Annotated in this window: 19 protein-coding genes and 1 pseudogene; 7 read left to right on the top strand and 13 right to left on the bottom strand. The window is 61.5% G+C overall.

What is annotated here, in order from left to right:
• Nucleotides 1–180: 180 nt before the first annotated feature.
• Nucleotides 181–420, top strand: a pseudogene (locus tag HNO86_RS05460) (YebG family protein); the annotation flags it as partial.
• 189 nt (nucleotides 421–609) lie between these two features.
• On the opposite strand, the gene HNO86_RS05455 reads toward HNO86_RS05460, so the two are convergent.
• Nucleotides 610–1629: a Glu/Leu/Phe/Val dehydrogenase gene (locus HNO86_RS05455; protein ID WP_175375989.1), complete on the bottom strand. Its 1020-nt coding sequence runs from the start codon at nucleotides 1627–1629 to the stop codon at nucleotides 610–612.
• A 184-nt stretch (nucleotides 1630–1813) separates the two neighbouring features.
• Between HNO86_RS05455 and HNO86_RS05450 the strand changes: the two genes are divergently transcribed.
• Nucleotides 1814–2617, top strand: coding sequence for a SirB1 family protein (locus HNO86_RS05450; protein ID WP_175375988.1), 804 nt, complete (start codon nucleotides 1814–1816; stop codon nucleotides 2615–2617).
• Nucleotides 2618–2701: 84 nt separating this feature from the next.
• Here the strand turns inward: HNO86_RS05450 and HNO86_RS05445 are convergent, their stop codons facing one another.
• From HNO86_RS05445 to hmgA, 4 genes are all read right to left on the bottom strand, one after another.
• Nucleotides 2702–4081: an aromatic acid/H+ symport family MFS transporter gene (locus tag HNO86_RS05445; protein ID WP_175375987.1), complete on the bottom strand. Its 1380-nt coding sequence runs from the start codon at nucleotides 4079–4081 to the stop codon at nucleotides 2702–2704.
• 143 nt (nucleotides 4082–4224) lie between these two features.
• Nucleotides 4225–4860, bottom strand: coding sequence for a maleylacetoacetate isomerase (maiA, locus tag HNO86_RS05440; protein WP_175375986.1), 636 nt, complete (start codon nucleotides 4858–4860; stop codon nucleotides 4225–4227).
• 12 nt (nucleotides 4861–4872) lie between these two features.
• On the bottom strand, nucleotides 4873–6177 hold the full coding sequence (gene fahA / locus HNO86_RS05435; protein WP_175375985.1) for a fumarylacetoacetase: 1305 nt from the start codon (nucleotides 6175–6177) through the stop codon (nucleotides 4873–4875).
• A gap of 3 nt (nucleotides 6178–6180) precedes the next feature.
• Nucleotides 6181–7485 (bottom strand): homogentisate 1,2-dioxygenase, encoded by a 1305-nt coding sequence (gene hmgA / locus HNO86_RS05430; RefSeq protein ID WP_175375984.1) that lies wholly within the window; start codon nucleotides 7483–7485, stop codon nucleotides 6181–6183.
• A 180-nt stretch (nucleotides 7486–7665) separates the two neighbouring features.
• On the opposite strand from hmgA, the gene HNO86_RS05425 reads away from it, so the two are divergent.
• Nucleotides 7666–8472: an IclR family transcriptional regulator gene (locus tag HNO86_RS05425; protein WP_175375983.1), complete on the top strand. Its 807-nt coding sequence runs from the start codon at nucleotides 7666–7668 to the stop codon at nucleotides 8470–8472.
• A 138-nt stretch (nucleotides 8473–8610) separates the two neighbouring features.
• Here HNO86_RS05425 and HNO86_RS05420 read toward each other — a convergent pair whose 3' ends face one another.
• The 7 genes from HNO86_RS05420 to HNO86_RS05390 form a co-directional block, all read right to left on the bottom strand.
• A complete protein-coding gene (locus HNO86_RS05420; protein ID WP_175375982.1) occupies nucleotides 8611–11160 on the bottom strand; it encodes a LuxR C-terminal-related transcriptional regulator in 2550 nt (849 codons plus the stop codon).
• Nucleotides 11161–11300: 140 nt separating this feature from the next.
• Nucleotides 11301–12668 carry a DUF1329 domain-containing protein gene (locus HNO86_RS05415; RefSeq protein ID WP_175375981.1) on the bottom strand — a complete coding sequence of 456 codons (1368 nt, stop codon included), beginning with the start codon at nucleotides 12666–12668 and terminating at the stop codon, nucleotides 11301–11303.
• A 24-nt stretch (nucleotides 12669–12692) separates the two neighbouring features.
• Nucleotides 12693–14486, bottom strand: coding sequence for a DUF1302 domain-containing protein (locus HNO86_RS05410; RefSeq protein ID WP_175375980.1), 1794 nt, complete (start codon nucleotides 14484–14486; stop codon nucleotides 12693–12695).
• Between the two features lie 1439 nt (nucleotides 14487–15925).
• Nucleotides 15926–16837, bottom strand: coding sequence for an SDR family oxidoreductase (locus HNO86_RS05405; RefSeq protein ID WP_175375979.1), 912 nt, complete (start codon nucleotides 16835–16837; stop codon nucleotides 15926–15928).
• 187 nt (nucleotides 16838–17024) lie between these two features.
• Nucleotides 17025–17927 carry an alpha/beta fold hydrolase gene (locus tag HNO86_RS05400; protein WP_175375978.1) on the bottom strand — a complete coding sequence of 301 codons (903 nt, stop codon included), beginning with the start codon at nucleotides 17925–17927 and terminating at the stop codon, nucleotides 17025–17027.
• Nucleotides 17927–18709, bottom strand: a complete 783-nt coding sequence (locus HNO86_RS05395; RefSeq protein WP_175375977.1) for a class II aldolase/adducin family protein — start codon at nucleotides 18707–18709, stop codon at nucleotides 17927–17929. Before HNO86_RS05395 ends, HNO86_RS05400 begins: the two co-directional genes overlap by 1 nt.
• A 231-nt stretch (nucleotides 18710–18940) precedes the next feature.
• Nucleotides 18941–19396, bottom strand: coding sequence for a flavodoxin (locus HNO86_RS05390; RefSeq protein WP_175375976.1), 456 nt, complete (start codon nucleotides 19394–19396; stop codon nucleotides 18941–18943).
• A 102-nt stretch (nucleotides 19397–19498) separates the two neighbouring features.
• Here HNO86_RS05390 and HNO86_RS05385 point away from each other — a divergent pair, with 102 nt between their 5' ends.
• A complete protein-coding gene (locus HNO86_RS05385) occupies nucleotides 19499–19975 on the top strand; it encodes a PAS domain-containing protein (RefSeq protein ID WP_175375975.1) in 477 nt (158 codons plus the stop codon).
• Nucleotides 19976–20029: 54 nt separating this feature from the next.
• Nucleotides 20030–20635 (top strand): hypothetical protein, encoded by a 606-nt coding sequence (locus HNO86_RS05380; protein ID WP_175375974.1) that lies wholly within the window; start codon nucleotides 20030–20032, stop codon nucleotides 20633–20635.
• Nucleotides 20636–20641: 6 nt separating this feature from the next.
• Here the strand turns inward: HNO86_RS05380 and HNO86_RS05375 are convergent, their stop codons facing one another.
• The gene (locus HNO86_RS05375; RefSeq protein ID WP_175375973.1) at nucleotides 20642–21601 is read right to left on the bottom strand and encodes a MerR family transcriptional regulator; all 960 of its coding nucleotides are present in this window, start codon (nucleotides 21599–21601) and stop codon (nucleotides 20642–20644) included.
• 234 nt (nucleotides 21602–21835) lie between these two features.
• Between HNO86_RS05375 and HNO86_RS05370 the strand changes: the two genes are divergently transcribed.
• Nucleotides 21836–22405, top strand: a complete 570-nt coding sequence (locus HNO86_RS05370; protein WP_175375972.1) for an antibiotic biosynthesis monooxygenase — start codon at nucleotides 21836–21838, stop codon at nucleotides 22403–22405.
• A 193-nt stretch (nucleotides 22406–22598) separates the two neighbouring features.
• Nucleotides 22599–23309, top strand: coding sequence for a dihydromonapterin reductase (gene folM / locus HNO86_RS05365; RefSeq protein WP_175375971.1), 711 nt, complete (start codon nucleotides 22599–22601; stop codon nucleotides 23307–23309).
• Nucleotides 23310–23322: the final 13 nt, after the last annotated feature.

Raw genomic sequence — 23322 nt, 5'->3', positions numbered from 1 at the left:
AGGCGATATCAATGTTGACTGACACACCGCTTTCGCGAGCAAGCTTCGCTCCTACAGTGGTTCGATTGGTCTACATTAAAAAGCCACTACCCAAACCCCAATGATTCGCTTATTCTTTGCCTGTATATAAATACAGTAGTCGAATCAGACAACCAAATTTGAAGGCATGTGAGGTGGTGAATGGCCGTCGAAGTGGTATACCGCAGCAGCCGAGATCTGGAGCGCTTGTTCATGGATAAAGCCGAAGCTGATCGTCATGACAAAATGCTCGAGCTGGCCGAATTGCTGGCCGAAGTGTTGCAAAAAGCCGTTCCGTCCCTGAACGAACAGCAAGTGGAAGAAGTCGGGATCTACATGGCGAAGAATCGCGATGTGTTCGCCAAGGCCTTCAAGAGCCAGCCGGATGCCCTGTCCGAGTTGCTGACGGCGCCAGTGGAAGCGCCACAAGCCGTGGCAGAACCGGTTGAAGAAGTGGTTGAAGAGCCGGTTGCTCCGGCCAAGCCAGCCAGGGGCGCCAAAGCCGCCAAGTAAATCAAAGGATCGCAGCCTTCGGCAGCTCCTGCACGGTCCAAATGCAGGAGCTGCCGAAGGCTGCGATCTTTTGCGTTTCTATCGATACAGAACCCTCTCCGCCAACTCATCCGCCACCCGCGCCGGCGAGCGCTTTTCCGCCTGAGCATGGGCGAAGACTTCGGTCAGTCGCGAACTGATTTTCGACAGGTGTGCAGTGATGGTTCCCAATTCTTCGCCCCGGTGCTTGAGCGACACGTAGATCAAGCCGCCGGCATTGATCACGTAGTCCGGCGCATACAGGATGCCCCGCCGCTCCAGTTGATCGGCGACGTCCAGATGGGTCAGCTGATTGTTCGCCGAACCCGCCACCGCCGAGCAGCGCAGTTGCGTCACGCTGTGACTGTTGAGCACCCCGCCCAGACCACAGGGCGCCAGGATGTCGCACGGTGTGCTGAGCAGCGCATCGTTGGCAATCGGATGAGCGCCCAATTGCTCCATGGCCAACTGCACCTTGCCGTGATCGATATCGCTGACCAGCAGTTCCGCACCCGCGGCATGCAGCTGTTCGGCCAGCGCATAACCGACGTTGCCCAGGCCTTGAATGGCCACGCGCAAGCCTTCGAGATTATCGCTGCCCAACCGTGCCATGGCCGTGGCACGAATGCCGGTGAACACGCCCATCGCGGCATGGGGTGCGGGATCGCCCGCCGAGGTGGTGCTGGTGACGTGCTGGGTCTGTTGGGCGATGCAGTCCATGTCCGCCACCGAGGTGCCGCTGTCGATGGCGGTGATGTAGCGCCCGTCGAGCTGATTGATGCAGCGCCCGAAGGCCTCGAACAGTGCGGCGCGATTGGCCACATGGGCGGGCCGGATAATCACCGCGACGCCGCCACCCTGGGCCAGCCCGGCCAGTGCGGCCTTGTAACTCATGCCTTTGGCCAGGCGCACGGCATCCTCGATCGCGGACTCGTCGCTTGGATAGGCAAGGTAGCGACACCCTCCCAGGGCAGGGCCCAGGCGACTGTCATGAATGGCAATGACCGCCTTCAACCCGGTGGCCGGGTCGACGCTCAGATGCAGCGATTCAAGGCGAGTGCTTTGCATGAGAGCGAACATCGTAAAGGCTCCCGAATCCACTTCTTGTAGTCGCCAGTATAGGCTTGCGCGCAAAAATTGCCGGAGCGCACAGGAATAAGCAAAGCAGCCGTTAAGGCATTCGGAAATATCCCTCGAGCCGTCTGGCCGGCACTGGACGGATGGCCCAGACGAGGCTAAAACGAGGCATTGCCCGGAGATTTTCATGACCCCGCGCCAATCGTTTTTCGCCTGTCTGCAACGCTCACCGCCCGCGCTGTTCGAGGCGGCGTTGTGGATTGCCGCCGAACATGACAGCGAAGTGAACCCGCAAGCGCTGCTGGAAAACTTCAAGACGCTCAGGCAACGGATCAGCGGCAGCCTGCCGATGCTGCCGGTCGGTGAACTGGCGCAACCCTTGTTGCGCGGCATGAATGACCTGGGATTTGCCCAGGACGACTCCACCCCCCTGCGCGCGCAGGCGGCACTGCTCAATCGGGTGCTGGAACGTCGGCGCGGGCAACCCCTGGCCCTGGGACTGATTGCGCTGGAACTGGCCAGAGGCCTGGAGATTCCACTGGTGGGGGTCAACTTCCCCGGTCATTTTCTGTTGCGGGTGCCCGGCGCCGATCATCTGCTCGACCCCTGCGGCGGCCGACGCCTGTATCCCAACGATTGCCGCGAACTGCTGCATCGTCAGTACGGCCCCGAGATGAAACTCGGCGCCGATCACCTGGCCACCGCAGAACCGCTGCAAATGCTCCAGCGCCTGTCGCGCAATCTGCGCCAGCTGCACCTGGCCAACGACGATTACATCGGCGCCCTGATCGACGCCGAGCGAGTGCTGGAACTGGGCAACGGCACCACCGCCGACTACCTGGCCCGGGCCAGTCTCTATCAACGGCTGGACTGCCCCAATGCCGAGCGCTTCGACCTGGAACATGCCCTGCTGCTGACCGACGATCCGATCCAGCGGATTCGCCTGACGGAGCGGCTGGGGCATCTGCCGCCCAATTCCATCGTGCACTGACCGCCCATCCCCCCCAGTTCCCTGCGGGAGCGAGCCTGCTCGCGATGGTCGTGAACGATGACGCGGCGCATCAGACAGCCCGCGTTATCGTTGGCCACCATCGCGAGCAGGCTCGCTCCCACAGTGGTCAGGCGTAACGGCGGAGGTTGCGTCCGACGGCGAACGTACCTGGATAATCAACAACGCCGCAATCACCGCCGGTATCGCGCAGAAGAAGAAAATCTGCTGCACCGGCAAATGCATCGCCAGCAGCAGGCTGCCGAACAGCGGCCCCAGAATCGAGCCGAAACGCCCTACTCCCAACGCCCAGCCGGTGCCCGTGGCGCGAACCTGCGCCGGGTAGAAATTGCTGACAAAGGCATTGAGGGTCAGTTGCCCGCCGATGATGCAGAAGCCGGCGGCGAACACGCAGGCCACCAGATAGCGCGGATTGTCATGGTTCAAACCCAGCAGGATCGTGCACACCGCCGCGCCCGCCAGTACGCATGACAGCAGGCGCACTTTGCTTTTCAGGCGGTCGGCGATCCAGGCCATGCCAATCGCGCCGAGCGTGCCGGCGAACAGGAACATCGAGGTCACCAGGTTGGCTTCGCTGAGTTTCAGGCCACTTTCCAGCAGCAGCGTCGGCAACCAGCTGATCATGAAATACAACAGGATCAGGCTGACGAAGAAGGTAGCCCAGATCAGCATGGTCGGCCGCGCATAACCACTGCGCAACAGTTCCACCACCGTCAGCTTGCTGCCCTGCTCCTTCTCGTTCTGCTCAATCGATGCCGCAGGCGGCTGCCAGTCCGGCAGCATCCGTGCGGTGACTTTGCGCAGACGAGCATAGGGCGGCGCATCGCGCAGCAGACGTGGCAGGGATTCGGGCAACAGCCAGAACAGGAACGGAAACAGCAGCAGCGGCGTCACGCCACCGGCGAGAAAAACCGCTTCCCAGCCGTAGCTTTCGATGAACCCGGCGGCGACAAACCCGCCCGCCGCACCACCAAAGGAAAACCCGCACGCGGCCAGCGTGACCATCAGCGTGCGCAGGCGCGGTGGCGAGTATTCCGACATCAGCGCCATGGCGCTGGGCATCGCGCCACCCATGCCGATGCCGCAGATGAAACGGGCGGCCATCAGCGTGTCGAGGGAGTTGGCGAACACCATCAGCACAGTCAGGCAGGCGTAGATCAGGACGCAGCAGAGCAAGACTCGGCGTACACCAAAGCGATCCGCCAAGGGCGTTACCGCCAGCGAGCCGAGGGTCAGACCCAGCAGGTTGGCGCTGAACACCGGGCCGAACGCGGCTTTTTCCAAACCCCAATCCTGGGCCAAAGCCGGCACCACGTAGCCGAGCACCTGGGCGTCGTAGCCGTCGGTGACCAGCAGCAAAGCGAGGAGCAGCAGGATCAACCATTGATAACGGGACACGGGACGGGCATCGAGTGCCGCGCGGAAGCTGGCAATCTGGTTGTGCATGGCAAGGTTCCTGTTCTTGTTTTAGGTGCACGCTGCAGGAGCGAGCATGCTCGCGATGGACGACAGGACACCGCGGGGTGTCAGGCTGCCAGCGTCATCGTTAACGTCCATCGCGAGCGTGTCGCTCCTACAGGAAAGCGGTGTTACGGGGTGTCCGGCTGGTTGGCGGGGTGCGCCTTGATGAAGGCCGGGTGCATAGCCGCCAGCGCCGCCACACGGCGAATCCGTGGATAAGCCTCCAGGGAAATGTTGAAACGTTCGGCCGCATATAGTTGCGGGATCAGGTAAACGTCCGCCACACCCGGCGTATCGCCAAAGCAAAAGCCGTCATCACCAATCAATTGCTCGACGCTGGCCAGCCCCTGGCTGATCCAGTGACCGATCCACTCGGTCACCTGGGTTTCATCGTGCCCCAATTGCCGCAACCGGTTGAGCACGCTGACGTTGTGCAGCGGGTGCACGTCGCAGCCGATCAGCGCCGCCACACCGCGTTCATGGGCGCGGGTGGCGAGGTCCCGGGACAGCAGCGGCACCTGTGGATAACGTTCCTCCAGGTATTCGATGATCGCCGGAGACTGGATCAGCAGTTCACCTTCATCGGTGCGCAAGGCCGGCACCCGGCCCTGTGGATTGATGCCCAGGTACGCGGGCTGGCGATGTTCGCCACCGGGCGGCGCGATCAGGTTGACCGGCAGCGCCTGGTAATCCAGGCCCTTCAGCGCCAGCGCGATGCGCACCCGATAGGACGAGGTGGAACGGTAGTAGGTGTAGAGCTCCATGACCCCTTCCCCTTAGCGCGCCGGCAGCACTTTGCCACGGCATTCGCCGAATCCGATGGAGGCAAAACCTTCACGGCTGCAACGGCCGCGCAGGATGATTTCGTCGCCATCCTCCAGGAACTTGCGCACTTCGCCCGACGCCAGCTCAATTGGCTTCTTACCGCCTTCGGTGATTTCCAGCAGGCTGCCGAACTGACCGCTTTCAGGTCCCGACAAAGTGCCCGAACCGAACAGGTCACCGGCCTGCAACTGGCAGCCGTTGACACTGTGGTGCGCGACCATTTGCGCCACGGTCCAGTACATGTGTTTGGAGTTGCTCAGGGTCAGGCGATGGGGCGGCAGGTTCTTCTCGCGCATGGCTTCGGTGAGCAGCAACACTTCCAGTTCGATGTCGAACGCGCCAGCGGCCTGATCACGCTTGTCGAACAGGTACGGCAGCGGCTGCGGATCACCTTCCGGACGCGCAGGCTGGGCGCGACGGAACGGCTCCAGCGCTTCGGCGGTCACGACCCAGGGCGAAATGCTGGTGATGAAGCTCTTGGACAGGAACGGCCCCAGCGGCTGGTATTCCCAGGCCTGGATGTCCCGCGCCGACCAGTCGTTGAGCAGGCAGAAACCGGCGATGTGATCGGCGGCGTCACCGATGGCGATGGCGTCGCCCATCTCGTTGCCGCGACCGATCCAGATGCCCAGTTCCAGTTCGTAATCCAGACGTGCGCACGGGCCGAAGGTCGGCTCGCTCTGCCCGGCCGGCAGGGTCTGGCCTTTCGGACGACGCACGTCGGCGCCGGAGGTGCGAATGGTCGAGGCGCGGCCGTGATAACCGATCGGCACGTACTTGTAGTTCGGCAGCAAAGGGTTGTCCGGGCGGAACAGTTTGCCGACGTTCTGCGCGTGTTCGATGCCGACGTAGAAGTCGGTGTAGTCATTGATCTTCGCCGGCAGGTGCATCTGGCAATCCGCGGCCAGCGGCAGCAGTTTGGCGCCCTGGGCTTCGAGCTTGCCGTGCAGGGTGCTGCCTTCGCCGAGCAGTTCCAGCAGGCGTTCGCGCAAGGCGACACGCGCCTCGCGGCCCAGCTCGAAGAAAGCATTGAGCTGGCCGCCACGGGTGGCTTCGACGGCGGTTTTCGCCGCCCCCTCGAACAGGCCGAAATCCAGCGCGGCCTCCAGATCGAAAATACGCTCACCGATCGCCACGCCACTGCGGGGCGCCGAACCTTTCACGCTGAACACGCCCAGCGGCAGGTTTTGCAGCGGGAAATCGGCATGGCCGTTGGCCGAGGCAACCCAGCTGCGAGTGATGGAAGTCTGCGTCATGGGTTATCTCCGGGTCGGGTCGAAAGTGGCTGGCAGCGTGGACCAGCAAGCGTCGTAGTTGGTTTGCAAATGCGGGCAATCGAGGGCGAAACGGCTCGGACGCAGCACCTGGCTGGTCTCGAACATGAAGGCCATGGTGTTGTCGATCTTGGCCGGTTTCAGGTCTGCGTTCATCGCTTTGGTGCAGGTCTCGCCGTCCGGGCCGTGGGCACTCATGCAGCTGTGCAGCGAAGCACCGCCGGGAACGAAACCTTCAGCCTTGGCGTCGTACTCGCCCTGGATCAGGCCCATGAATTCGTTCATCAGGTTGCGATGGAACCACGGTGGACGGAAGGTTTTCTCGGCGACCATCCAGCGTGGCGGGAAGATCACGAAATCGAGGTTGGCCAGGCCGTGCACGCTGGTCGGCGAGGTCAGCACGGTGAAGATCGACGGGTCCGGGTGATCGAAGCTGACCGTGCCGATAGTATTGAAAAGTCGCAGATCGTATTTGTACGGCACGTTGTTGCCGTGCCAGGCGACCACGTTCAGCGGCGAGTGATCGAGCTGGGTGCCCCACAGTTGGCCGAGGAATTTCTGCACCAGGATGGTCGGCTGCGCGAGGTGTTCGTAATGAGCGACCGGTGTCAGAAAGTCCCGCGGGTTGGCCAGGCCGTTGCTGCCGATCGGCCCCAGGTCCGGCAGGCGCAGTGGCGCGCCGTGGTTCTCGGCGATGTAGCCGCGGGCTTGCGGGTCGAGCAGTTCGACGCGGAACTTCAGGCCCCGTGGCAATACGGCGATTTCCAGCGGTTCCACCTCCAGCACGCCCAACTCGGTGGCGATGCGCAGGCGGCCCAGTTGCGGCACCAGCAGCATTTCCCCGTCGGCATTGAAGAACACCCGCTCCATCGATTGGTTGGCGCGGTACTGGTAGATGCTGATGCCGGCCGGCTTATCCGCCCCGCAATTGGCGGCCATGCTCACCAGACCATCGACGAAATCCGTAGGTTCAGCAGGAATATCGAAGGCGTTCCAGCGCAGGCGATTGGGCGTCACTTCGCCCAACGGGCCGCCGGCCAGTTGCCGATCGAGCTTGATGAAGGCCGGGTGATTGGCCGACGGCTGGATACGGTACATCCAGGTCCGCCGCGCTTCGCTGCGGGCCATGGTGAAGGCGGTGCCGGAAAACAGTTCGGTGTAGAGACCGTAAGGGGCTTTCTGCGGGGAGTTCTGGCCGACCGGCAATGCGCCGGGCAACGCTTCGCTGCTGAATTCGTTGCCGAAGCCCGACTGATAAGCCAGCGCTGGCGTCGTGGAATCAAGGTTCATGAAGCCTCCTGAACAGGAAACAGGTCGTGACCTTTTCGCTCTGCAACAGAGGCCGAGGCACGCCAGAATTGTTTTTATCGTAATTCAATTACGAATAACGTAATTTGAATGCTGTCGAGCGTCAAGCTATAAAGACGCCCATTCACCCCGCTCCTCACCCTATTGAACGACGGCGCCACCATGGAAAAGCCCACCAGCGACAGCAACGGTAAACAGAAAGTCCGCTCCGCCGAGGTGGGTACCGACATCCTCAAGGCGTTGGCCGAGTTGTCGCCCTCGACGTCACTCTCGCGCCTGGCCGAACACGTGCAGATGCCGGCCAGCAAGGTTCACCGCTATTTGCGGGCGCTGATCGCCAGCGGTTTTGCCGAGCAGAACACCGCGACCAACCACTACGGGCTGGGCCGTGAAGCCTTGCGCGTGGGGCTGGCGGCACTCAACAGTATGGACGTGCTGAAAGTCGCCGCGCTGCCGCTGGCCGAGTTGCGCGACGAGCTGAACGAAACCTGCTTTCTGGCGGTGTGGGGCAACCAGGGCGCGACCGTGGTTCACATTGAGCCTGCGGTGCGCGCGGTGACGGTGGTGACGCAATTGGGTTCGGTGCTGCCGCTGCTCAGTTCTTCCACCGGCCTGGTGTTCGGCGCCTATCTGCCCAAGCGGGAAACCGTAGACCTGCGCGAACAGGAACTGCAGGCCCATGGCGCCCATCCACTGGCGGACGATCAGGTGTATGCGGCCATGTGCGAGCAGATACGTGCACGCGGGCTGCATCATGTGCATGGCTTGCTGATGCCGGGTGTCGATGCCTTGTCGGCGCCAGTGTTCAACGCGATGGGCAATGTGGTGGCGGTGTTGACGGTGGTGGGTCCGACTTCACTGTTTCATGCCGATGAAGATGGGCCGGCGGCGAAACGTTTGCTGGCGGCGGCGCGTGCGGTCAGTTGGCGGATGGGGTTTGAGGTCGCGGAACCGACATGGTCCATGTAGCCGCTGGCGAAGCCTGCGTCCGGCTGCGCAGCAGGCGTAAACCCGGATTGCAAGTTTTACCTGAAAGACCGCGATGACTGATTTTACGACTGCTTCGCAGCCGGACGCAGGCTTCACCAACTGCTACAGGTCCAGGCCTTAGCCTTGCGCTATCAGCCCCAGCTTCTTCGCCTTGGCCACTGCCTGGGTCCGGCGTTCAACACCTAATTTGCTGTGAATACGCCGCGCATGGGTTTTCACCGTGTGCAACGAGATGAACAACTGCTCGGCGATCTGCTGATTGGAATTCCCTTGGGCGATCAGGCCCAGCACCTCCAGCTCCCGCCCGCTCAACGGGTTGTCATCCAGATGCACCGCAGGCTCGTCGTCCATGCCCAGGCGAGCGAGCAAAGTCGGCTGGCGCAGCCGCAGATCGGTCAAGGCTTGTTGCAGATGGCAACGCCTGACCAGCGCCAGCCCCGCCTGCAGGGCCGAGGTCGCCAGATTCGACTCGCCAAGCAGGTCGGCCACTTCGCCAATAGCCAATTGCAATTCGCTTTCCAGCGCCAGCATCCCCTGCCGTTGCGCGTGACCGAGCAAGACCTTGAGCTGCTGCAACGGATGCTTCGCCGTTTGCAGGTGGGTTTCGGCGAGGATCAGCAGGTATTCGATCCGCGCAATCAGCTCCACAGTGGCCGGCGGCGCCTGTCGGGCATGGGGCCCGCGAAAGTGACGCAACACCCGGGTCAGTGCCTCCTGGACCAGTTCCGGACGCCCCTGCTGCAACCAGAAGTGACTGCTGATTTGCAGCAGGACGCTACGGTACACGGTGTCGGGAATCTTGCGCTGCTGCATCAAGCGCTCGGCTTCACGCAAGCGATCGAACGCAAGGGCGTAGTCCTGTTGATTGGCCGCCACCTGGGCCTGTCCGAGAAAGCCGTACAGCGCACGTTTGTCCTGGCTGTACAGGCAATCCTGCAGGCCGTTGCGGAAAAACTCGGCGGCCATTTCATCCTGCCCCTGACACAGCGCCAGACGCCCGCGGCGCAATGCAATGCGCCCCAGCAGCGGCGTCGGGCGATCGGCCTGGCGGCTCAACAACTGGTGAATATCGGCCAACAGGCTTTCGGCACGATGGGGCGCGCCACGATGTTCGAGCAACTGCGCATGGTCGAGTTCGAGCAAGCCTTCGAACAACAACGATCCTTGAGCCCGCGCCAGGCACAACGCCTCGCGGTTGAGTGCCTGGGCGGCATCCAGTTCGGCATTGAGCAGCGCCTGTTGGGTCAACCCGGACAGGCACAACAAACGTGCCGGCCAAGCCTCTGTCGCCAGCGCGGCCAGTGCCTCGACAAAGTGCTCGCGGGCCGCCGCCATGCGCCCCTGCAAATGCAGCAACCAGCCCTGTTGCGCCTGCCAGCGCGCGAGCAGTTGCCGCTGGGACGCCGCCGTCGGTTGCGGAGCGAAGCGCGCCATTTGCTCGATGCACACCGCTGCCTGATCGAAACGCCCGGCAAACAGCAGCGCCGCCGTGGTCAGACCAACCAGTTGCGGCGAACCGAGGGTCAACTCCTGCCCCTGATGCTCATGCAGATCCAGTAACAGGCGCACATTCTCGCGGCGGAACAAATGCTCGAAGTTGAAGTGCTGCAACAGGCTCACCGCCGCCTCGAACTCTTCAGCCATCAACGCCTGCTCGAAGGCGCCCTGCCAGTCTTCTTCGGCACAGAACCATTGGCAGGCGCGTCGATGCCAGGAACGCCCCACGACTCCCGGCTCATCACGCATGGCCAACGCCAGCGGCACGAACACCCGCAGCCAGTCGGCGGACTCTTCCCAGGGCTCGATAAAGCAGCCCATGTCCTGCAACGCCTGCAGCCATTTCGCACCTTCGCCGACGCCGAACAGATGCTCGCAGAGGCCAGCATTGAAGCGCGGCAAATGGGCCAGCACCTGCCAGGCTTCGACCAGTTCCGGCGACAAGGTGCTGAACAATTCGTGTTGCAGATAATCGAGCAACGTCGCCGAGCGCCCCTGCCGCTCCTGCCCCGCCGCCCACGGACAGCCCTCGAGCAGGGCAATGCGCACACCGGCGCACCAACCGCCGCTGCGCTGGACCACGCGGCGGGCCAGACTGGCCGCCTGGGAGGGTTCGACATGGCCGAGCAGTTGTTCCACTTCAGCCTCGGTGAAGGCCAGCGCCGGGCCGTCGCACTCGTACAACTCATCGTCCAGCAACAACCGTGGCCAGTTGCAGGACGGACGCCGGCGTGAAGCCAGCCACCAACTCAACGCCGGGTTGCTGAGGGCCAGCAGGCGATCAAGGAGACGGTCCAGTTCAGGGTGGGCGACGCGACAGTAGTCATCGATGAACAGCCAGGTCGGCGTCCGCAACCGGGCCAGGTGCTCCAGCAATGCGGACTCATCCGTCGACGCCAGCCCGAGCACTTGCGCCAGTCGCTGAAGGAAGTCGCCGACACTCGACGACGCCCCTGCCAAGGGCAGCCAATGCACCCGGCAATCCGCCGGCGCGCGCAAAAGGCATTCGGTGATCAGCGCACTCTTGCCGCTGCCTGCCGGCGCGCAGAGCAACTTCACCCGCGCCGTGGCGGCCAGCAAGGGCTCGACCAGTCGCTCGCGGGACAGGTGGTGGGAAGACAAGCGAGGCAGAAATCCAGGACGGTCCAGACACGTCGTCATGGCAGTCATAGTGGTGCGCCTTTTTATCGTTGTGGCGCCACCCTAGTCCCCTCCGCAGCGCTTGTTGAAGAAGTATTCAGCAGGCTGATTGACGGCCATAAAAAAGGTGACCACAGGGTCACCTTTGTGTGTAGGAGCGTGTAGGACTTTTACCTCACACCTGTACTCCGCAGGGCTGCCGGCGTGTAGTCCCCGGCTTTTGCCGCGATGTTGAATTCGAAGCTGCGTTTCTCTTCGTTCTTCATCCCCAAGGCGATGTAGCGACCGGCGATCAGGTCATACAGCGCTTCGACGGTGTAAGCCGGCACCTGATGATCGTAGTAGAACTGCGCATGCCCCTCAGCCACGCGCCAGAGCTGGCCGCGACCGTCGTAGTGATCGGCCAGCGCCACCTGCCAGGTGTCCTCGTCGATGTACATGTGGCGCTTGGCGTACACGTGCCGCTCGTTGGGCTTGACCGTGGCGACCACCTCCCAGACCCGGTGCAGCTCGTAGCGGGTCAGGTCCTGGTTGATGTGTCCGGCCTTGATCACATCGGTGTATTTGAGGTCAGGCGAATCGAGCTTGTAGCTGTTGTACGGGATGTACATTTCCTTCTTGCCGATCAGCTTCCAGTCATAACGATCCGGCGCGCCGGAAAACATGTCGAAGTTGTCGGTGGTGCGCAAACCATCGGACGAGGTACCGACGCCGTCATAAGCCACTTGCGGCGCTCGCCGCACACGACGCTGACCGGCGTTGTAGATCCAGGCCTTGCGCGGTTCCTGGACCTGATCGAGGGTCTCGTGAACCAGCAGCACGTTGCCCGCCAGACGCGCCGGCGCCGTGACTTCCTGCTTGAAGTAGTTGAGCACGTTGTCATCGCTGCCCGGTTTCAGATCCCCCAGCAGCGACGGCACGGCCACTTCATCCTTGAAGCGGATCACGGTGAAATCGCCATTGGCCTGCGGCGTGGCCTGGGTAATGGTGCGACGCAGGTTGCCGCCGTGATAACGGGTGATGTGGTTCCAGATCACCTCGACGCCGTTCTTCGGAATCGGAAACGCGTAGTAGCGGTTGCCGGTGAAATTGGCCAGGCCGTTGCCGTCGTTGATCGGCGTCACGTTCAACGCACTGCGCTTGGCCGACTCGTAGATTTCCGCTGGCAAGGCGGCGGTGCGGTGGGTCGGATACACCGGAATCCTGTAGGTTTCCGGGTAGCGCTTGAACATCGCGATCTGCCCGTCGGAGAGCTTGTCCTTGTACTTGTCGACGGTGGCCGCCGTGATCACGAACAGCGGTTTTTCATTGGCGAACGGGTCGGCCAGAAAGCCCTTGCTGTCCACCGCGCCAGCGTTTTTCGGGATGCCGCCGGTCCAGGCCGGAATCGAACCGTCGGCATTGCCGGCCTTTTCGGCGCCCAATGGCGTGAGGCTGGTGCCAAGCTTGTTCGCCTCTTCCGGCGACACCGCGGCCATGACGTTGACGGCCAGCAGCCCGAGGGCCAGGACACCGCATTGCAGAATCATCTTGCGCATGGAAATCATCCTTCTAAAGACGGGTCAGAAGTTCACGCCAAAGCTCAACGCCACGAAGTCGCGGTCCTCGAGCGTGTTGTAGTCGCCACCGAAGAAGTCGGTGTAACTGAGGCTTGCGGTGTAGGTGTTGCGGTAGTCCGCATCGACACCCAGGCTGACGGCCTTGGCGCCTTCGTTGAACAGACCGTTGGGGCCGTAACCCGTGACGTCGTGGGACCAGGACAAGTTGGGCTTGAAGTTGATCCCGGCGATGACGTTGTTGTAATCGAGGATCGCCCGGGCGCGATAACCCCAGGAAGTCGAGGTCACGAAGCCGTCGGTATCGCCGCCGAAACCGTACTGGCCATACACCGAATCGCGGCCGTAGCGCAGCTTGCTGCGAGACTCCAGGCCACCGACATGCACCACCGCCGCTTCGCCCACCAGGGTCAGGCGGTCGGCGCCGGCGACCTGATCGATGAAGTGCGTGAGGGTGCTCTGGATCTGCGTGATTTCCTTGCGGCGATAGCCTTTGTTGTCGGCGCCCGGCGAAGTGGCGATAGGCGAAGCGGCGCCACCGGCGATGGGGTTGAGCATGGCCAGGGTCAGGTCGTTGGTGTTGACCTGCACCGGTGCGTTGGGGCGATAGCTGATCTCGCCGGTCCACGCCGTACCGGTGGACAAGGTGGTGGAGAAACTCGCCCCGTACAGGCGAATGTCTTCCGGGTATTCGAGGTAGTACTGGCCGCGACCGAGCATCACGCTCTGGGCCAGCCCCGCGCCGCTGCCCGGAGCGATGCGGTTGGCAGTGGCGATAATCCCCGGAAGGCTGGCCAGGGTGGACAGGCCGGCGGTGGTGGTGCCGACGTTGGGCGTGCGGCTGTGGTAGTTCATGAAGTACAGGCCGTACTCGGTGTCATCACCCAGCCAGCGCAATGCCGTACCCCACTGCCCCGAGTCCCGGGCATCGCGGTCGCCACCACGGGGAACCACCACACCTTCGCGGGTGACTTCGAAACCCTGGCCGAAGGCCGCGGCAATCGGCTGCAACGGTGCAATGGCCGGGCTGGCGACGGTGTAGTTGTTGTCGCAGCCGTCGGCCACCACGTCGTTGCCGAAGAAGGTGCCGCAGTTGTCGACGACGGTCTGGTCCCACTCCAGTTGATAGAAGCCTTCGACCGTCAACTTGTCGGTCAGGCCCTGGGAGGCGAACAGCATGTTGACCGGAATCAGGCCTTCCTTGATCTCGGCGCCGGGACGGCGGAAGGCGGAAACGTCGACCGGGTTGATGCTGTTGATCGAGTTGCCGATGAAGGTACTTTCACCCCAGCTGACCACCTGCTTGCCCGCACGCACGGTGCCCGGCAGGTCGGCGATGGAATAGTTGTGATAGACGAAGGCATCGAGGATCTGCCCGCCCGAGGACTTGGCGCCTTCCTTGCGGTTGTGGTCGCTGATGGGCTTGAACGGCCGGTCTTCGTCTTTGAGCTCGAAGTCGTACCAGTACTTGCCCCGGACGAACACGCCGGTGTCGCCGTATTTGAGTTCGAGGTCGTGAATGCCCTTGAAGATCTTCGAGAAGGTTTCGCCCTTGCCGAAGTTCAGGCGCCCGTCGTCACCGGTCGAGGCCTGCCCGCTGCCGCCATTGGGAATCCCCACCAGCGATTTGTCCGCATCGCGCATGCCCCAGCTCGCGCCCACCGACAGCGACGAGTCGAACGTGCCCTCGATTTCCCCGATGTTGAAAGAAACAGCCTGCGCCTGGGCACAGCAACCCAAGGCCACCGCAACGGCCAGCGCCTGCGGTGTGAAGATGGCGCGCATTGTTGTTTTTGTCATGCGTCTTCCCCGGTGAGTGACAGAAGGCCTCACCCTACTGCCGCCCGCCGGGTGCGATAAGCGCACCAAGGAGGTATTCGTGATGTACCTCCAAAGGATTACCAAGCCTGGGGAGCGGGGATTTGCACGGTGCATGAATGAGTTCGATGGCGAGCCATCACCCGAACGCATGAACCCACAAATCCCTGTAGCAGCTGCCACAGGCTGCGTCCGGCTGCGAAGCAGTCGTAAATCCTGCATGCACGATTTACGTGATTAACCGGGTTAAGGACCTGGCGACTGCTACGCAGCCGAACGCAGCCTGCGGCAGCTGCTACAGTGAATGCGCGAGGACAGGCGACTGTTGTCCGCCCTGTAATAGTGCATGTCAGGAATCGCTGTTTTTCCGCCGACTGCAAAGCCTTACCCTGACTGCGCTTTCACAAGACATTGAAAGCCCCGACAGCGACAGGCAATCCGCCCTCGCCGCCGGCAACAGATTTCAGGTGATTTGAAGTTTTCGACTCACCGCCCCGTGTACACCGACGTTGATTTGTAGCTCCTGGATCCAACGTCTTGCTTGGCCGCTGCCTTTGCAGCGGCCTTTTTTATGGGTGATGGTTTTGGGATGGCAGTCGGTTTCAACTGGCTGTTTAACATATGTCCTACAAGGCCCTTCCTGTAATTGCATAGGAAGTATCTTTTTACGCAGAGGACTTTCTCGACTTTTTCTCAACATTATCGAAATACCTCTCAATACCCCATGTAAATTCCCGCACTTTTCTCAGACCCCAAATTTTTCATATCGCTGTAACTTTAATTGGCGCGACGGAACAAATGTCAGCTCACGCTCGACAACGAAAACTTGTCTGCAATGACGTGCCAATTCAAAAGGATATGAAAATGCAAAAACCGCCAACAGGCATAAGATTGAAAGAGAAAAGACCTGGCTATATTGAATTTGAAACAGGGATCGAAATAACTGGGGTCGCACCACCGACACCAGGAAATCCCCAAAAAAGTATAACGCCGGAGAATTCGGATTCCCGCCGGGTGCCAGTCGAGTAGCAAGCAAAATAACGCACACCATCCGGACAGCTACAAATTACTGACGTCGACCTTCGCTATTACACTCACGAGCTACGAGAGCTAGAGCGCTACAGAACACTCGGTTACTCCGACAACGTTTCGCCTCCCGATGACTCGCCAGTCTGGAACAATGCCCACACTGCTACACTGGATGACTATATGTACGGATGCTTCCGGCCCGAAATGTCACATGGCGAACTGGTAAGTGTTTACAACTTTCTTTTCGAGAGTGGGGAGCAAGTGACGAAAATGGGAAAACGGTCAAAGCCCCCAACTGGACTGCATCAAACTTCTTTAAAGAAAAGCGATACGTTTAGTATATTTTAAGAAATCGCCAAGCCGCCTAAACAGCGGCTTGGTTTCACCGCCTGTTAAAGCGAATACTTCTGCAAATTCCCCATCATTTCCTTCAGCGCTTCAATATTGTCCTTCGGATGCGCCGCCCCTTCGAAATCACAAATCTGCGACCAATGCTCCGCCACGTCTTCCGGTGAGAACCCGGCCCGTGGGTCGAAGCCGACGCCGAGGCTGCGTTCCCAGCGCACCTTGCCCATCCAGCCGCCGCCGACCTCGAACAGGCCCGAGGTGTCCTGGCAGTTTTCGCTGGCCAGGTACACCACCAGCGGGCTGACCAGTTCCGGCTTGAGTTGCTCGAACACTTGCGGCGGGATCAGGCCTTCGGTCATGCGGGTGCCGCCGGTGGGGGCGATGGCGTTGACCAGGATGTTGTTCTTGCGCCCTTCCAGGGCCAGGGTGCGGGTCAGGCCGTAGAGGCCGAGCTTGGCCATGCCGTAGTTGGACTGGCCGAAGTTGCCGTAGATGCCCGACGTGGAGGCGGTGAAGATCACCCGTCCGTAGTTTTGCTCGCGCATGTGCGGCCAGGCGGCGCGGGTGACCTTGTAGGCGCCTTCGACGTGGACGCGGTAAACCAGGTCCCAGTCGGCGTCTTCCATCTTGTGGAACGTCTTGTCGCGCAGGATGCCGGCGTTGTTGACCACCACATCGACGCGGCCGAAGGCGTCCATGGCGTGTTGGACCAGTTTGTCGCCGTCGGTGACCGAATCGTGGTTGGCCACGGCGGTGCCGCCGGCGTCGCGGATTTGCGCCACCACACGGTCGGCCGCCGAAGCGTTGGCGCCTTCGCCCTGGGTCGAGCCGCCCAGATCGTTGACCAGAACCTTGGCGCCCTGTTTGGCGAACAGCAGTGCGTGCGCCCGTCCCAGGCCGCCACCTGCACCGGTGATGATCACGACTTTATCTTCGAAGCGTACAGATTGACTCATGGGGGGACTCCAGCAGGCCTTGGGACGATGGGTCCGAGTGTCAGGCACGGCGCTGCGGGTCACAATGAACACGAGGGAGTCTGAATAGTGCGCGATAAGGCTGGGGGATGATGAATTCTGATGGATGTTTAAAAGATCGCAGCCTTCGGCAGCTCCTACACAAGGCCTGCCGAAAGCTGCGATCTTTTCAGGAACACGCGACCTTGAGCGCAGGTAATGTCAGCCGGTCGCGAAACTCCAGATAATGCTTGAGCACCTGGCACGGCGCTTCGATCTGCGGGTAATGGCCGATGTCGTTCAGCAACACCGTGTCCGGCTCGGCAATCAGCTCGCGATAACGCGCGACCATGTGTGCGCCGGAGATCGGATCAACCTCGCCGTCGATTACCCGCAGCGGTACCTCGCCACGCTGCATCGCGCCGACCCAACGATCGCGCTGCACGCGGCGCTCGGGAATGTAGGCGATCAGTTTGTGCATGACCCGCGGCCCACGGTTGCTCTCGATCAGGCTCCAGAAATCATCGATCACGCTTTCGCTGGGACGGGTTTTCGGGCCGAAAATCTGCCGAAAACTCTTCACCAGAGCATCGCGGCTGAACGCGCGGCCGATCATCCAGCCCAGGGGGCTGAGCAGCAGTTTCTGCATCAGCACCGGGCGATGGGTTTCCGGAAACAGGCCGCCATTGAGGAACACGCAGCTGGCGATTCGGATGTGCGATTCGTAATGCCGCGCCAACAGTTCCTGGGCCACGCTGTCGCCATAGTCGTGGGCCAGCAGGTGCACCGGCTCCACGACATTCATGTGCGCCAGCAACGCCTGTTGCAGATCGGCCTGTTCAAGAAGGCTGTATTCGTGATCCACGGGTTTGGCTGAATCGCCAAAGCCGAGCATGTCGCAGGCAATTACGCGATAGCGCTGGGTCAGCGGCTGCCACAGGTAATGCCAGTCCCAACTGGCGCTGGGGAAGCCATGGATGAGCAGCAGCGGCTCACCCTGCCCTGCCGTCCAGTAACGGATGGTCTGGCCACGGAAGCTAAAGGTGCGGCTGCGCTTTCGCCAGGCCGACAGGGGAATTTCCGCGAGTGCCATTAGAGTTTGTACCCCGGGTCCAGTTTATCGAGTTTGCGCAGCAGCGCTGGCCAGGCCAACGCGCCACCCATGCCTTGGGCACTTTTGGTAACGCCGGCGATCATCGCCTTGGCTCCTGCCAGGATCTGCGGTTCGATGGCGATCAGCTCCGCGCCACCGGTCTGCGCCATGACCTGAATGTCACAGGCGCGCTGGAAGGTGAACATCATCAGGAAGGTGTCGGCGATGCTGCTGCCGCAGGTCAGCAGGCCGTGGTTATGCAGCATCAGGAAATTGTTTTCCCCGAGGTCGGCTTGCAGCCGCGCCTTTTCTTCGTGATTGAGTGCCACACCTTCGTAGGCGTGATACGCCAGGCTCGACAGCACGAACAGCGACTGCTGGCTGATCGGCAACACGCCCTGTTTCTGCGCCGACACCGCGACACCGGAGGCGGTGTGGGTGTGCAGTACGCAAACCACGTCGTGACGGACTTCGTGCACCGCGCTGTGGATGGTGTACCCGGCCGGATTGATCTCGTAGGGACTGTCCATCAGCTTGTTGCCGGCCTGATCGACCTTGACCAGGCTGGAGGCGGTAATTTCGTGGAACATCATCCCGAACGGATTGATCAGGAAGTCCTCGGTGCCGGGCACCTTGGCGGAAATGTGGGTGAAAATCAGATCATCCCAACCATGCTGGGCCACCAGACGGTAACAGGCGGCGAGGTCCACACGGGCTTGCCATTCGGCAGGGCTGACCAGGTCTTTGACACTCTGAGGCGATTGAACGGGGGCTACGCTCACGGCAGGGGAACCTCTATTTTTATTATGGAGTGTTTCCAATGACTACCGAGTCTAGTCAGCCCACCCCGTTCACGGAGTTGCATTGGCAGCCAGCTTGATGGCCGAACGAGTCAGCGGCCAAAACAGTTTGGATCCATGTCAAAGGGCCGTCGCCATAGAGGATGCGGGGCGTGCTGTGAGCCGCCCCGTCAGAAGCATGACGAACGCCGTTGCAGCGTTCGTATCGGTCGGTCAGCCCTTGAGCGCGCCGACCAGTTCCGCGAGCCAGGGCTCGGCGTCCGCTTCCGGGTTGACGCTTTCGCTGGCGTCCAGACGCAACATCGGCAGTACTTCACGAATGCCCAACTCACCGAACAGCTCGCGCATCAGCTCGCCGCCGCCGCAGAAGGTATCGCCGTAACTGGCATCGCCCAGGGCGATCACCGCGCCGGGCAAACCACGCCAGGCCGCCGGCAACTGGTCGCGAATGGCGAAATACAGCGGCTGCACGTTATCCGGCAATTCACCCATGCCGGTGGTGGAGGTCACGGCCAGAAAGGCCTCGGGACCGAATGCCTGGAGATCGGCGAGGCTGGCACGGGGGTTGTAGGAGGTTTCGAAACCGGCGGCGTTCAAAAGGCTGGCGGCGTGACGGGCGACTTCCTCGGCCGTGCCGTATACCGAGCCGGAAATGATGGCGACTTTCATCAATCTGATCCTGGAGCTGAGTCAAAGACCCGGATATTAACAGCAGGGTCCCGATTGTTCTTTTAGAATGCCTCCAATCCCCCACAAGGAAGGGTTTCACCGATGATCAACGCCAAGCTGCTGCAACTGGCCATCAACGCCTCCAACGACGGAATCGTGATTGCCGAAAAGGAAGGCGACCAGGACAAGATCCTGATTTACGTCAACCCGGCCTTCGAACGCCTGACCGGTTACACCAGCGAAGAAATCCTTTACCAGGATTGCCGTTTCCTGCAATCGGGCGACCGCGACCAGGACGCCTTGCCAAAAATTCGCGACGCGTTGAACAGCGAAGGCTCGTGCCGGGAAATCCTGCGCAACTACAGGAAGGACGGCACGCCGTTCTGGAATGAACTGTCCCTTTCGACAGTGAAAAACCCGAACGATGGCCAGGTTTACTTCATCGGCGTGCAGAAAGATGTGACGGTGCAGGTCAAGGCACAGCAGCGCGTGGCGCAGCTCGAAGCGCAGTTGGCGAAGGTTCAGGCCGAGCTTGCTGCACTCAAGGCGACGAACGGCGCAAACATTTCACAGAATTAGTTGTCACTAACTACAATCACCAATGACTTTGTAATTATATATTTCGAGCTAGCCATGCAACGCGACGCGCTCCTGACCCAGGATGAACTGGATTTTATCCAGACCATGCAGCACAACCCGGCTCTCAACGTACGGGATGCGACGTCGAGTTTGCTCGTCAATGGCGGCTCGCAGATCCGTGACTTGCTCACGCGCCTTGCTGCCCATGAGCAGGTCACCATTCAAGCCAACTTCGAAAACCAGCAAATGACCTTCCCACTGCATCTGGTGGAAGACGAGTTTCATGCGCTGCATCTGCGTCTTGGCGTGCCCAGCATCTACGAAGACGGACCGCTGGTCCGGCCATGGCGCCTGGTGCTCGACGAGCCCGTCGCCCTGGAAAACTCCAAGGGGCAGCCGGGCTCGATGTGGGTACACGAAGTGTCGTTCAAGGGTGTTCTGCTGGAAATGCGCAGCAAGACCAAGGCGCCGAAGCATTTCGCGTTGTGGTTCAGCCCTTCGGGCTACGAGCGGATCGCCTTGCGCGGCACCCTCGAGAAGGAAACCGAACAGGGCTTCCATGCCTATCATCTGAGCCAGCACGATACGGATGAAACCGAGCGCCTGCGCCAGTACATCCTGCAACAGCACCGGTTGACCCATCCGGCACTGCATCTCTAATCGGCCTCAAGTATCGAGATTGCCCGCCAGGAACTGTTTCAGTCTCTGGCGCATCACCGCACCTTCATTCCCCAGGCAACCGATCGACGATCCCGCCAGGCTCTGCTGAGCCAGATCCGACGCATCGCCCGCCAGCAACACCGGACAATCCACACTCATCGCCAGCCGATTCAGCCGCCGTGGCAGTTCGGGGCCGGGCACGTGATTGGAAAACAGCACCAGCGCCTGGGGCTTGATCCGTTCGCAGACCAGGGTCAATTCGTCGAGCGGCTGGCCGATGGTTAACACCCGCACGCCGGTTTGCCCGCCGCTCAGGAACAGCGCGGCAATCAGCAATTCCAGCTCGCGGCACTGGCCCGCCAGGGCACTGACGATGACACGCCGGGGTTTGGTGTCGCGCACCAGCAGCAAGCGCTGCAACACCCGGGAACGCAGGAAACCGTCGAGGAACAGCCATTCGCTGGTGCGGCCGAAGGAGTCCTGGCGCTGCAGCAATTGTTTCCACAGCGGCAGCAGGATGTCCTGGAACACGACGGGCTGGGTGTAGGTGGAAAAAATCTGCGAGTAGACCTGGTCCAGTTGTACATCGTCGAACGCACTGACCGCCGCCTGGATCTGCGACTGCCATTGCGCGTAATCGGCCTGGACCAGTTTTTCGGGAATGATGTGCGACAGCGCCTGAAGCGGCGATGCCTTGGCGAGAATTCGGCCGATCTTGCTGACGGCCACGCCGCGCTCGATCCAGTCGAGGATGCTGCGCACTCGCTCGATATCGGCCATGGAATACAGGCGATGCCCGCTTTCGGTGCGCGTGGGGACGATCAGGCCATAGCGCCGCTCCCAGGCGCGCAGGGTGACCGGGTTCACGCCTGTCAGACGCGCCACCTCGCGAATCGGGAATAGCTCTTCCCGCTCGAGCGAAAGGAGATTCGACTCACCTGGGGCAATGTCAGTGAGGACAGGCATTTGGCGATCTACATCCGTGTGTGATTTGGAGACTATTGTAACGCCCTCCTCTCACCCACTTTCAAGGCCTGGTTTGTCCTGAGGGCGATTGAATGTCGCAGGGACAGCGCATGAAGGTCGCAGGTAGAATCGGGAATATTCCTTGCTTGCCCCCAAGACGCAGCCCACTACCCCGGCGCTGCGCCTGGCGAAACTCCTATCCGGAGCGACGCATCTGCTTTTGGAGATACACAAATGTCTACCTCTCCCGTCACCCTGATGGTTGCGCGCCGCGTTGCCGATGGCCGCTATCAGGACCTGATCGCCTGGTTGCGCGAAGGCGAACAACTGGCCACCGACTTCCCCGGTTATCTGGGCTCCGGCGTACTCGCGCCGCCGCCTGACGATGACGAATTCCAGATCATCTTCCGCTTCGCCGACGGGCAGACCCTGCACGCCTGGGAGCACTCCGCTTCACGCACCGCCTGGCTGGCGCGGGGCAGCGACCTGTTCGCCCATCCGACCGAACATCGCGTCAGCGGCATCGAAGGCTGGTTCGGCGCCGCCGGCCAGCGCCCACCTCGCTGGAAACAGGCGGTGGCGATCTGGCTGGCGTTCTTCCCGGTTTCCCTGCTGTTCAACTTTGTCCTGGAGCCGTTGCTGGGCGAGATGGCGCTGTTGCCCAAGGTGTTTATCAGCACCCTGTGCCTGACGCCTTTGATGGTTTATTTCTTCATTCCGTTGTCGACGCGGCTGCTCGCAGGCTGGCTCAACGCTGCGCCGGCGCGGCGGTTGCCGGCCGAGACCGCCCCGCAAAACCAATGACACCCCCTGCTTCTGTAGGAGCGAGGCTCGCCCGCGAAGAACGCTGACGCGGTGTATCTGTAAATCCGCGTTATCGTTCTTCGCCGGCAAGCCTCGCTCCTACAGCAAGCGGGATGCAGGTGAACAAGAGGGGCATAGGTGAACGCGGCGAAGCGCTGTTATAGTTTTGCTCTTACCGCGACCCGAGCCGTTCATGACTTCTTCCGCAGCTCCCATCCTCATCACCGGTGCCGGCCAGCGCGTTGGCCTGCACTGTGCGCAGCGATTGCTCGAAGACGGCCATCGCGTGATCTTCAGCTACCGCAGCGAGCGCCCCGGCGTGCAGGCGCTGCGCGATCTGGGGGCGACGGCGGTGTTCGCCGACTTCTCCAGCGAAGCGGGGATCCTCGATTTCATCCGCGAACTGAACACCCATACCGACAGCCTGCGGGCCATCGTGCACAACGCGTCCGAATGGCTGGCCGAAACCCCGGACACCGACGCGCAGGCGTTCACCCGCATGTTCCACGTGCACATGCTGGCGCCCTACCTGATCAACCTGCATTGCGCCGACCTGCTCGAGCGCTCGACCCCGGCGGACATCGTGCACATCAGCGATGACGTGACACGCAAGGGCAGCAGCAAGCATATTGGTTACTGCGCCAGCAAAGCCGGGCTCGAAAGCCTGACCCTGTCCTTCGCCGCCAAATACGCGCCGGGCATCAAGGTCAACGGGATCGCCCCGGCCCTGCTACTGTTCAACCCTGACGACGACGCGGCCTATCGCGCCAAGGCGCTGGCCAAGTCCGCGCTGGGCATCGAGCCCGGCAGCGAGGTGATCTACCAGAGCCTGCGTTATTTGCTCGATAACCCCTATGTCACCGGCACGACCCTGACCGTCAATGGCGGAAGGCACATCAAATAAGTGTCCCGCGAGG

The organism is Pseudomonas sp. C1C7 (assembly GCF_013359595.1).
Taxonomy (GTDB): Bacteria; Pseudomonadota; Gammaproteobacteria; order Pseudomonadales; family Pseudomonadaceae; genus Aquipseudomonas.
The sequence above is the reverse complement of the archived record's forward strand: the minus strand, read 5'-3'. Positions and strand labels throughout refer to the sequence as shown.

Excerpts from the sequence above, each read along its gene's own strand:
- HNO86_RS05455 (WP_175375989.1), bottom strand. The coding sequence starts at position 1,629 with ATGTTCGCTCTCATGCAAAGCACTCGCCTTGAATCGCTGCATCTGAGC.
- HNO86_RS05450 (WP_175375988.1), top strand. The coding sequence starts at position 1,814 with ATGACCCCGCGCCAATCGTTTTTCGCCTGTCTGCAACGCTCACCGCCC.
- HNO86_RS05445 (WP_175375987.1), bottom strand. The coding sequence starts at position 4,081 with ATGCACAACCAGATTGCCAGCTTCCGCGCGGCACTCGATGCCCGTCCC.
- maiA (WP_175375986.1), bottom strand. The coding sequence starts at position 4,860 with ATGGAGCTCTACACCTACTACCGTTCCACCTCGTCCTATCGGGTGCGC.
- fahA (WP_175375985.1), bottom strand. The coding sequence starts at position 6,177 with ATGACGCAGACTTCCATCACTCGCAGCTGGGTTGCCTCGGCCAACGGC.
- hmgA (WP_175375984.1), bottom strand. The coding sequence starts at position 7,485 with ATGAACCTTGATTCCACGACGCCAGCGCTGGCTTATCAGTCGGGCTTC.
- HNO86_RS05425 (WP_175375983.1), top strand. The coding sequence starts at position 7,666 with ATGGAAAAGCCCACCAGCGACAGCAACGGTAAACAGAAAGTCCGCTCC.
- HNO86_RS05420 (WP_175375982.1), bottom strand. The coding sequence starts at position 11,160 with ATGACTGCCATGACGACGTGTCTGGACCGTCCTGGATTTCTGCCTCGC.
- HNO86_RS05415 (WP_175375981.1), bottom strand. The coding sequence starts at position 12,668 with ATGCGCAAGATGATTCTGCAATGCGGTGTCCTGGCCCTCGGGCTGCTG.
- HNO86_RS05410 (WP_175375980.1), bottom strand. The coding sequence starts at position 14,486 with ATGACAAAAACAACAATGCGCGCCATCTTCACACCGCAGGCGCTGGCC.
- HNO86_RS05405 (WP_175375979.1), bottom strand. The coding sequence starts at position 16,837 with ATGAGTCAATCTGTACGCTTCGAAGATAAAGTCGTGATCATCACCGGT.
- HNO86_RS05400 (WP_175375978.1), bottom strand. The coding sequence starts at position 17,927 with ATGGCACTCGCGGAAATTCCCCTGTCGGCCTGGCGAAAGCGCAGCCGC.
- HNO86_RS05390 (WP_175375976.1), bottom strand. The coding sequence starts at position 19,396 with ATGAAAGTCGCCATCATTTCCGGCTCGGTATACGGCACGGCCGAGGAA.
- HNO86_RS05385 (WP_175375975.1), top strand. The coding sequence starts at position 19,499 with ATGATCAACGCCAAGCTGCTGCAACTGGCCATCAACGCCTCCAACGAC.
- HNO86_RS05380 (WP_175375974.1), top strand. The coding sequence starts at position 20,030 with ATGCAACGCGACGCGCTCCTGACCCAGGATGAACTGGATTTTATCCAG.
- HNO86_RS05375 (WP_175375973.1), bottom strand. The coding sequence starts at position 21,601 with ATGCCTGTCCTCACTGACATTGCCCCAGGTGAGTCGAATCTCCTTTCG.
- HNO86_RS05370 (WP_175375972.1), top strand. The coding sequence starts at position 21,836 with ATGTCTACCTCTCCCGTCACCCTGATGGTTGCGCGCCGCGTTGCCGAT.
- folM (WP_175375971.1), top strand. The coding sequence starts at position 22,599 with ATGACTTCTTCCGCAGCTCCCATCCTCATCACCGGTGCCGGCCAGCGC.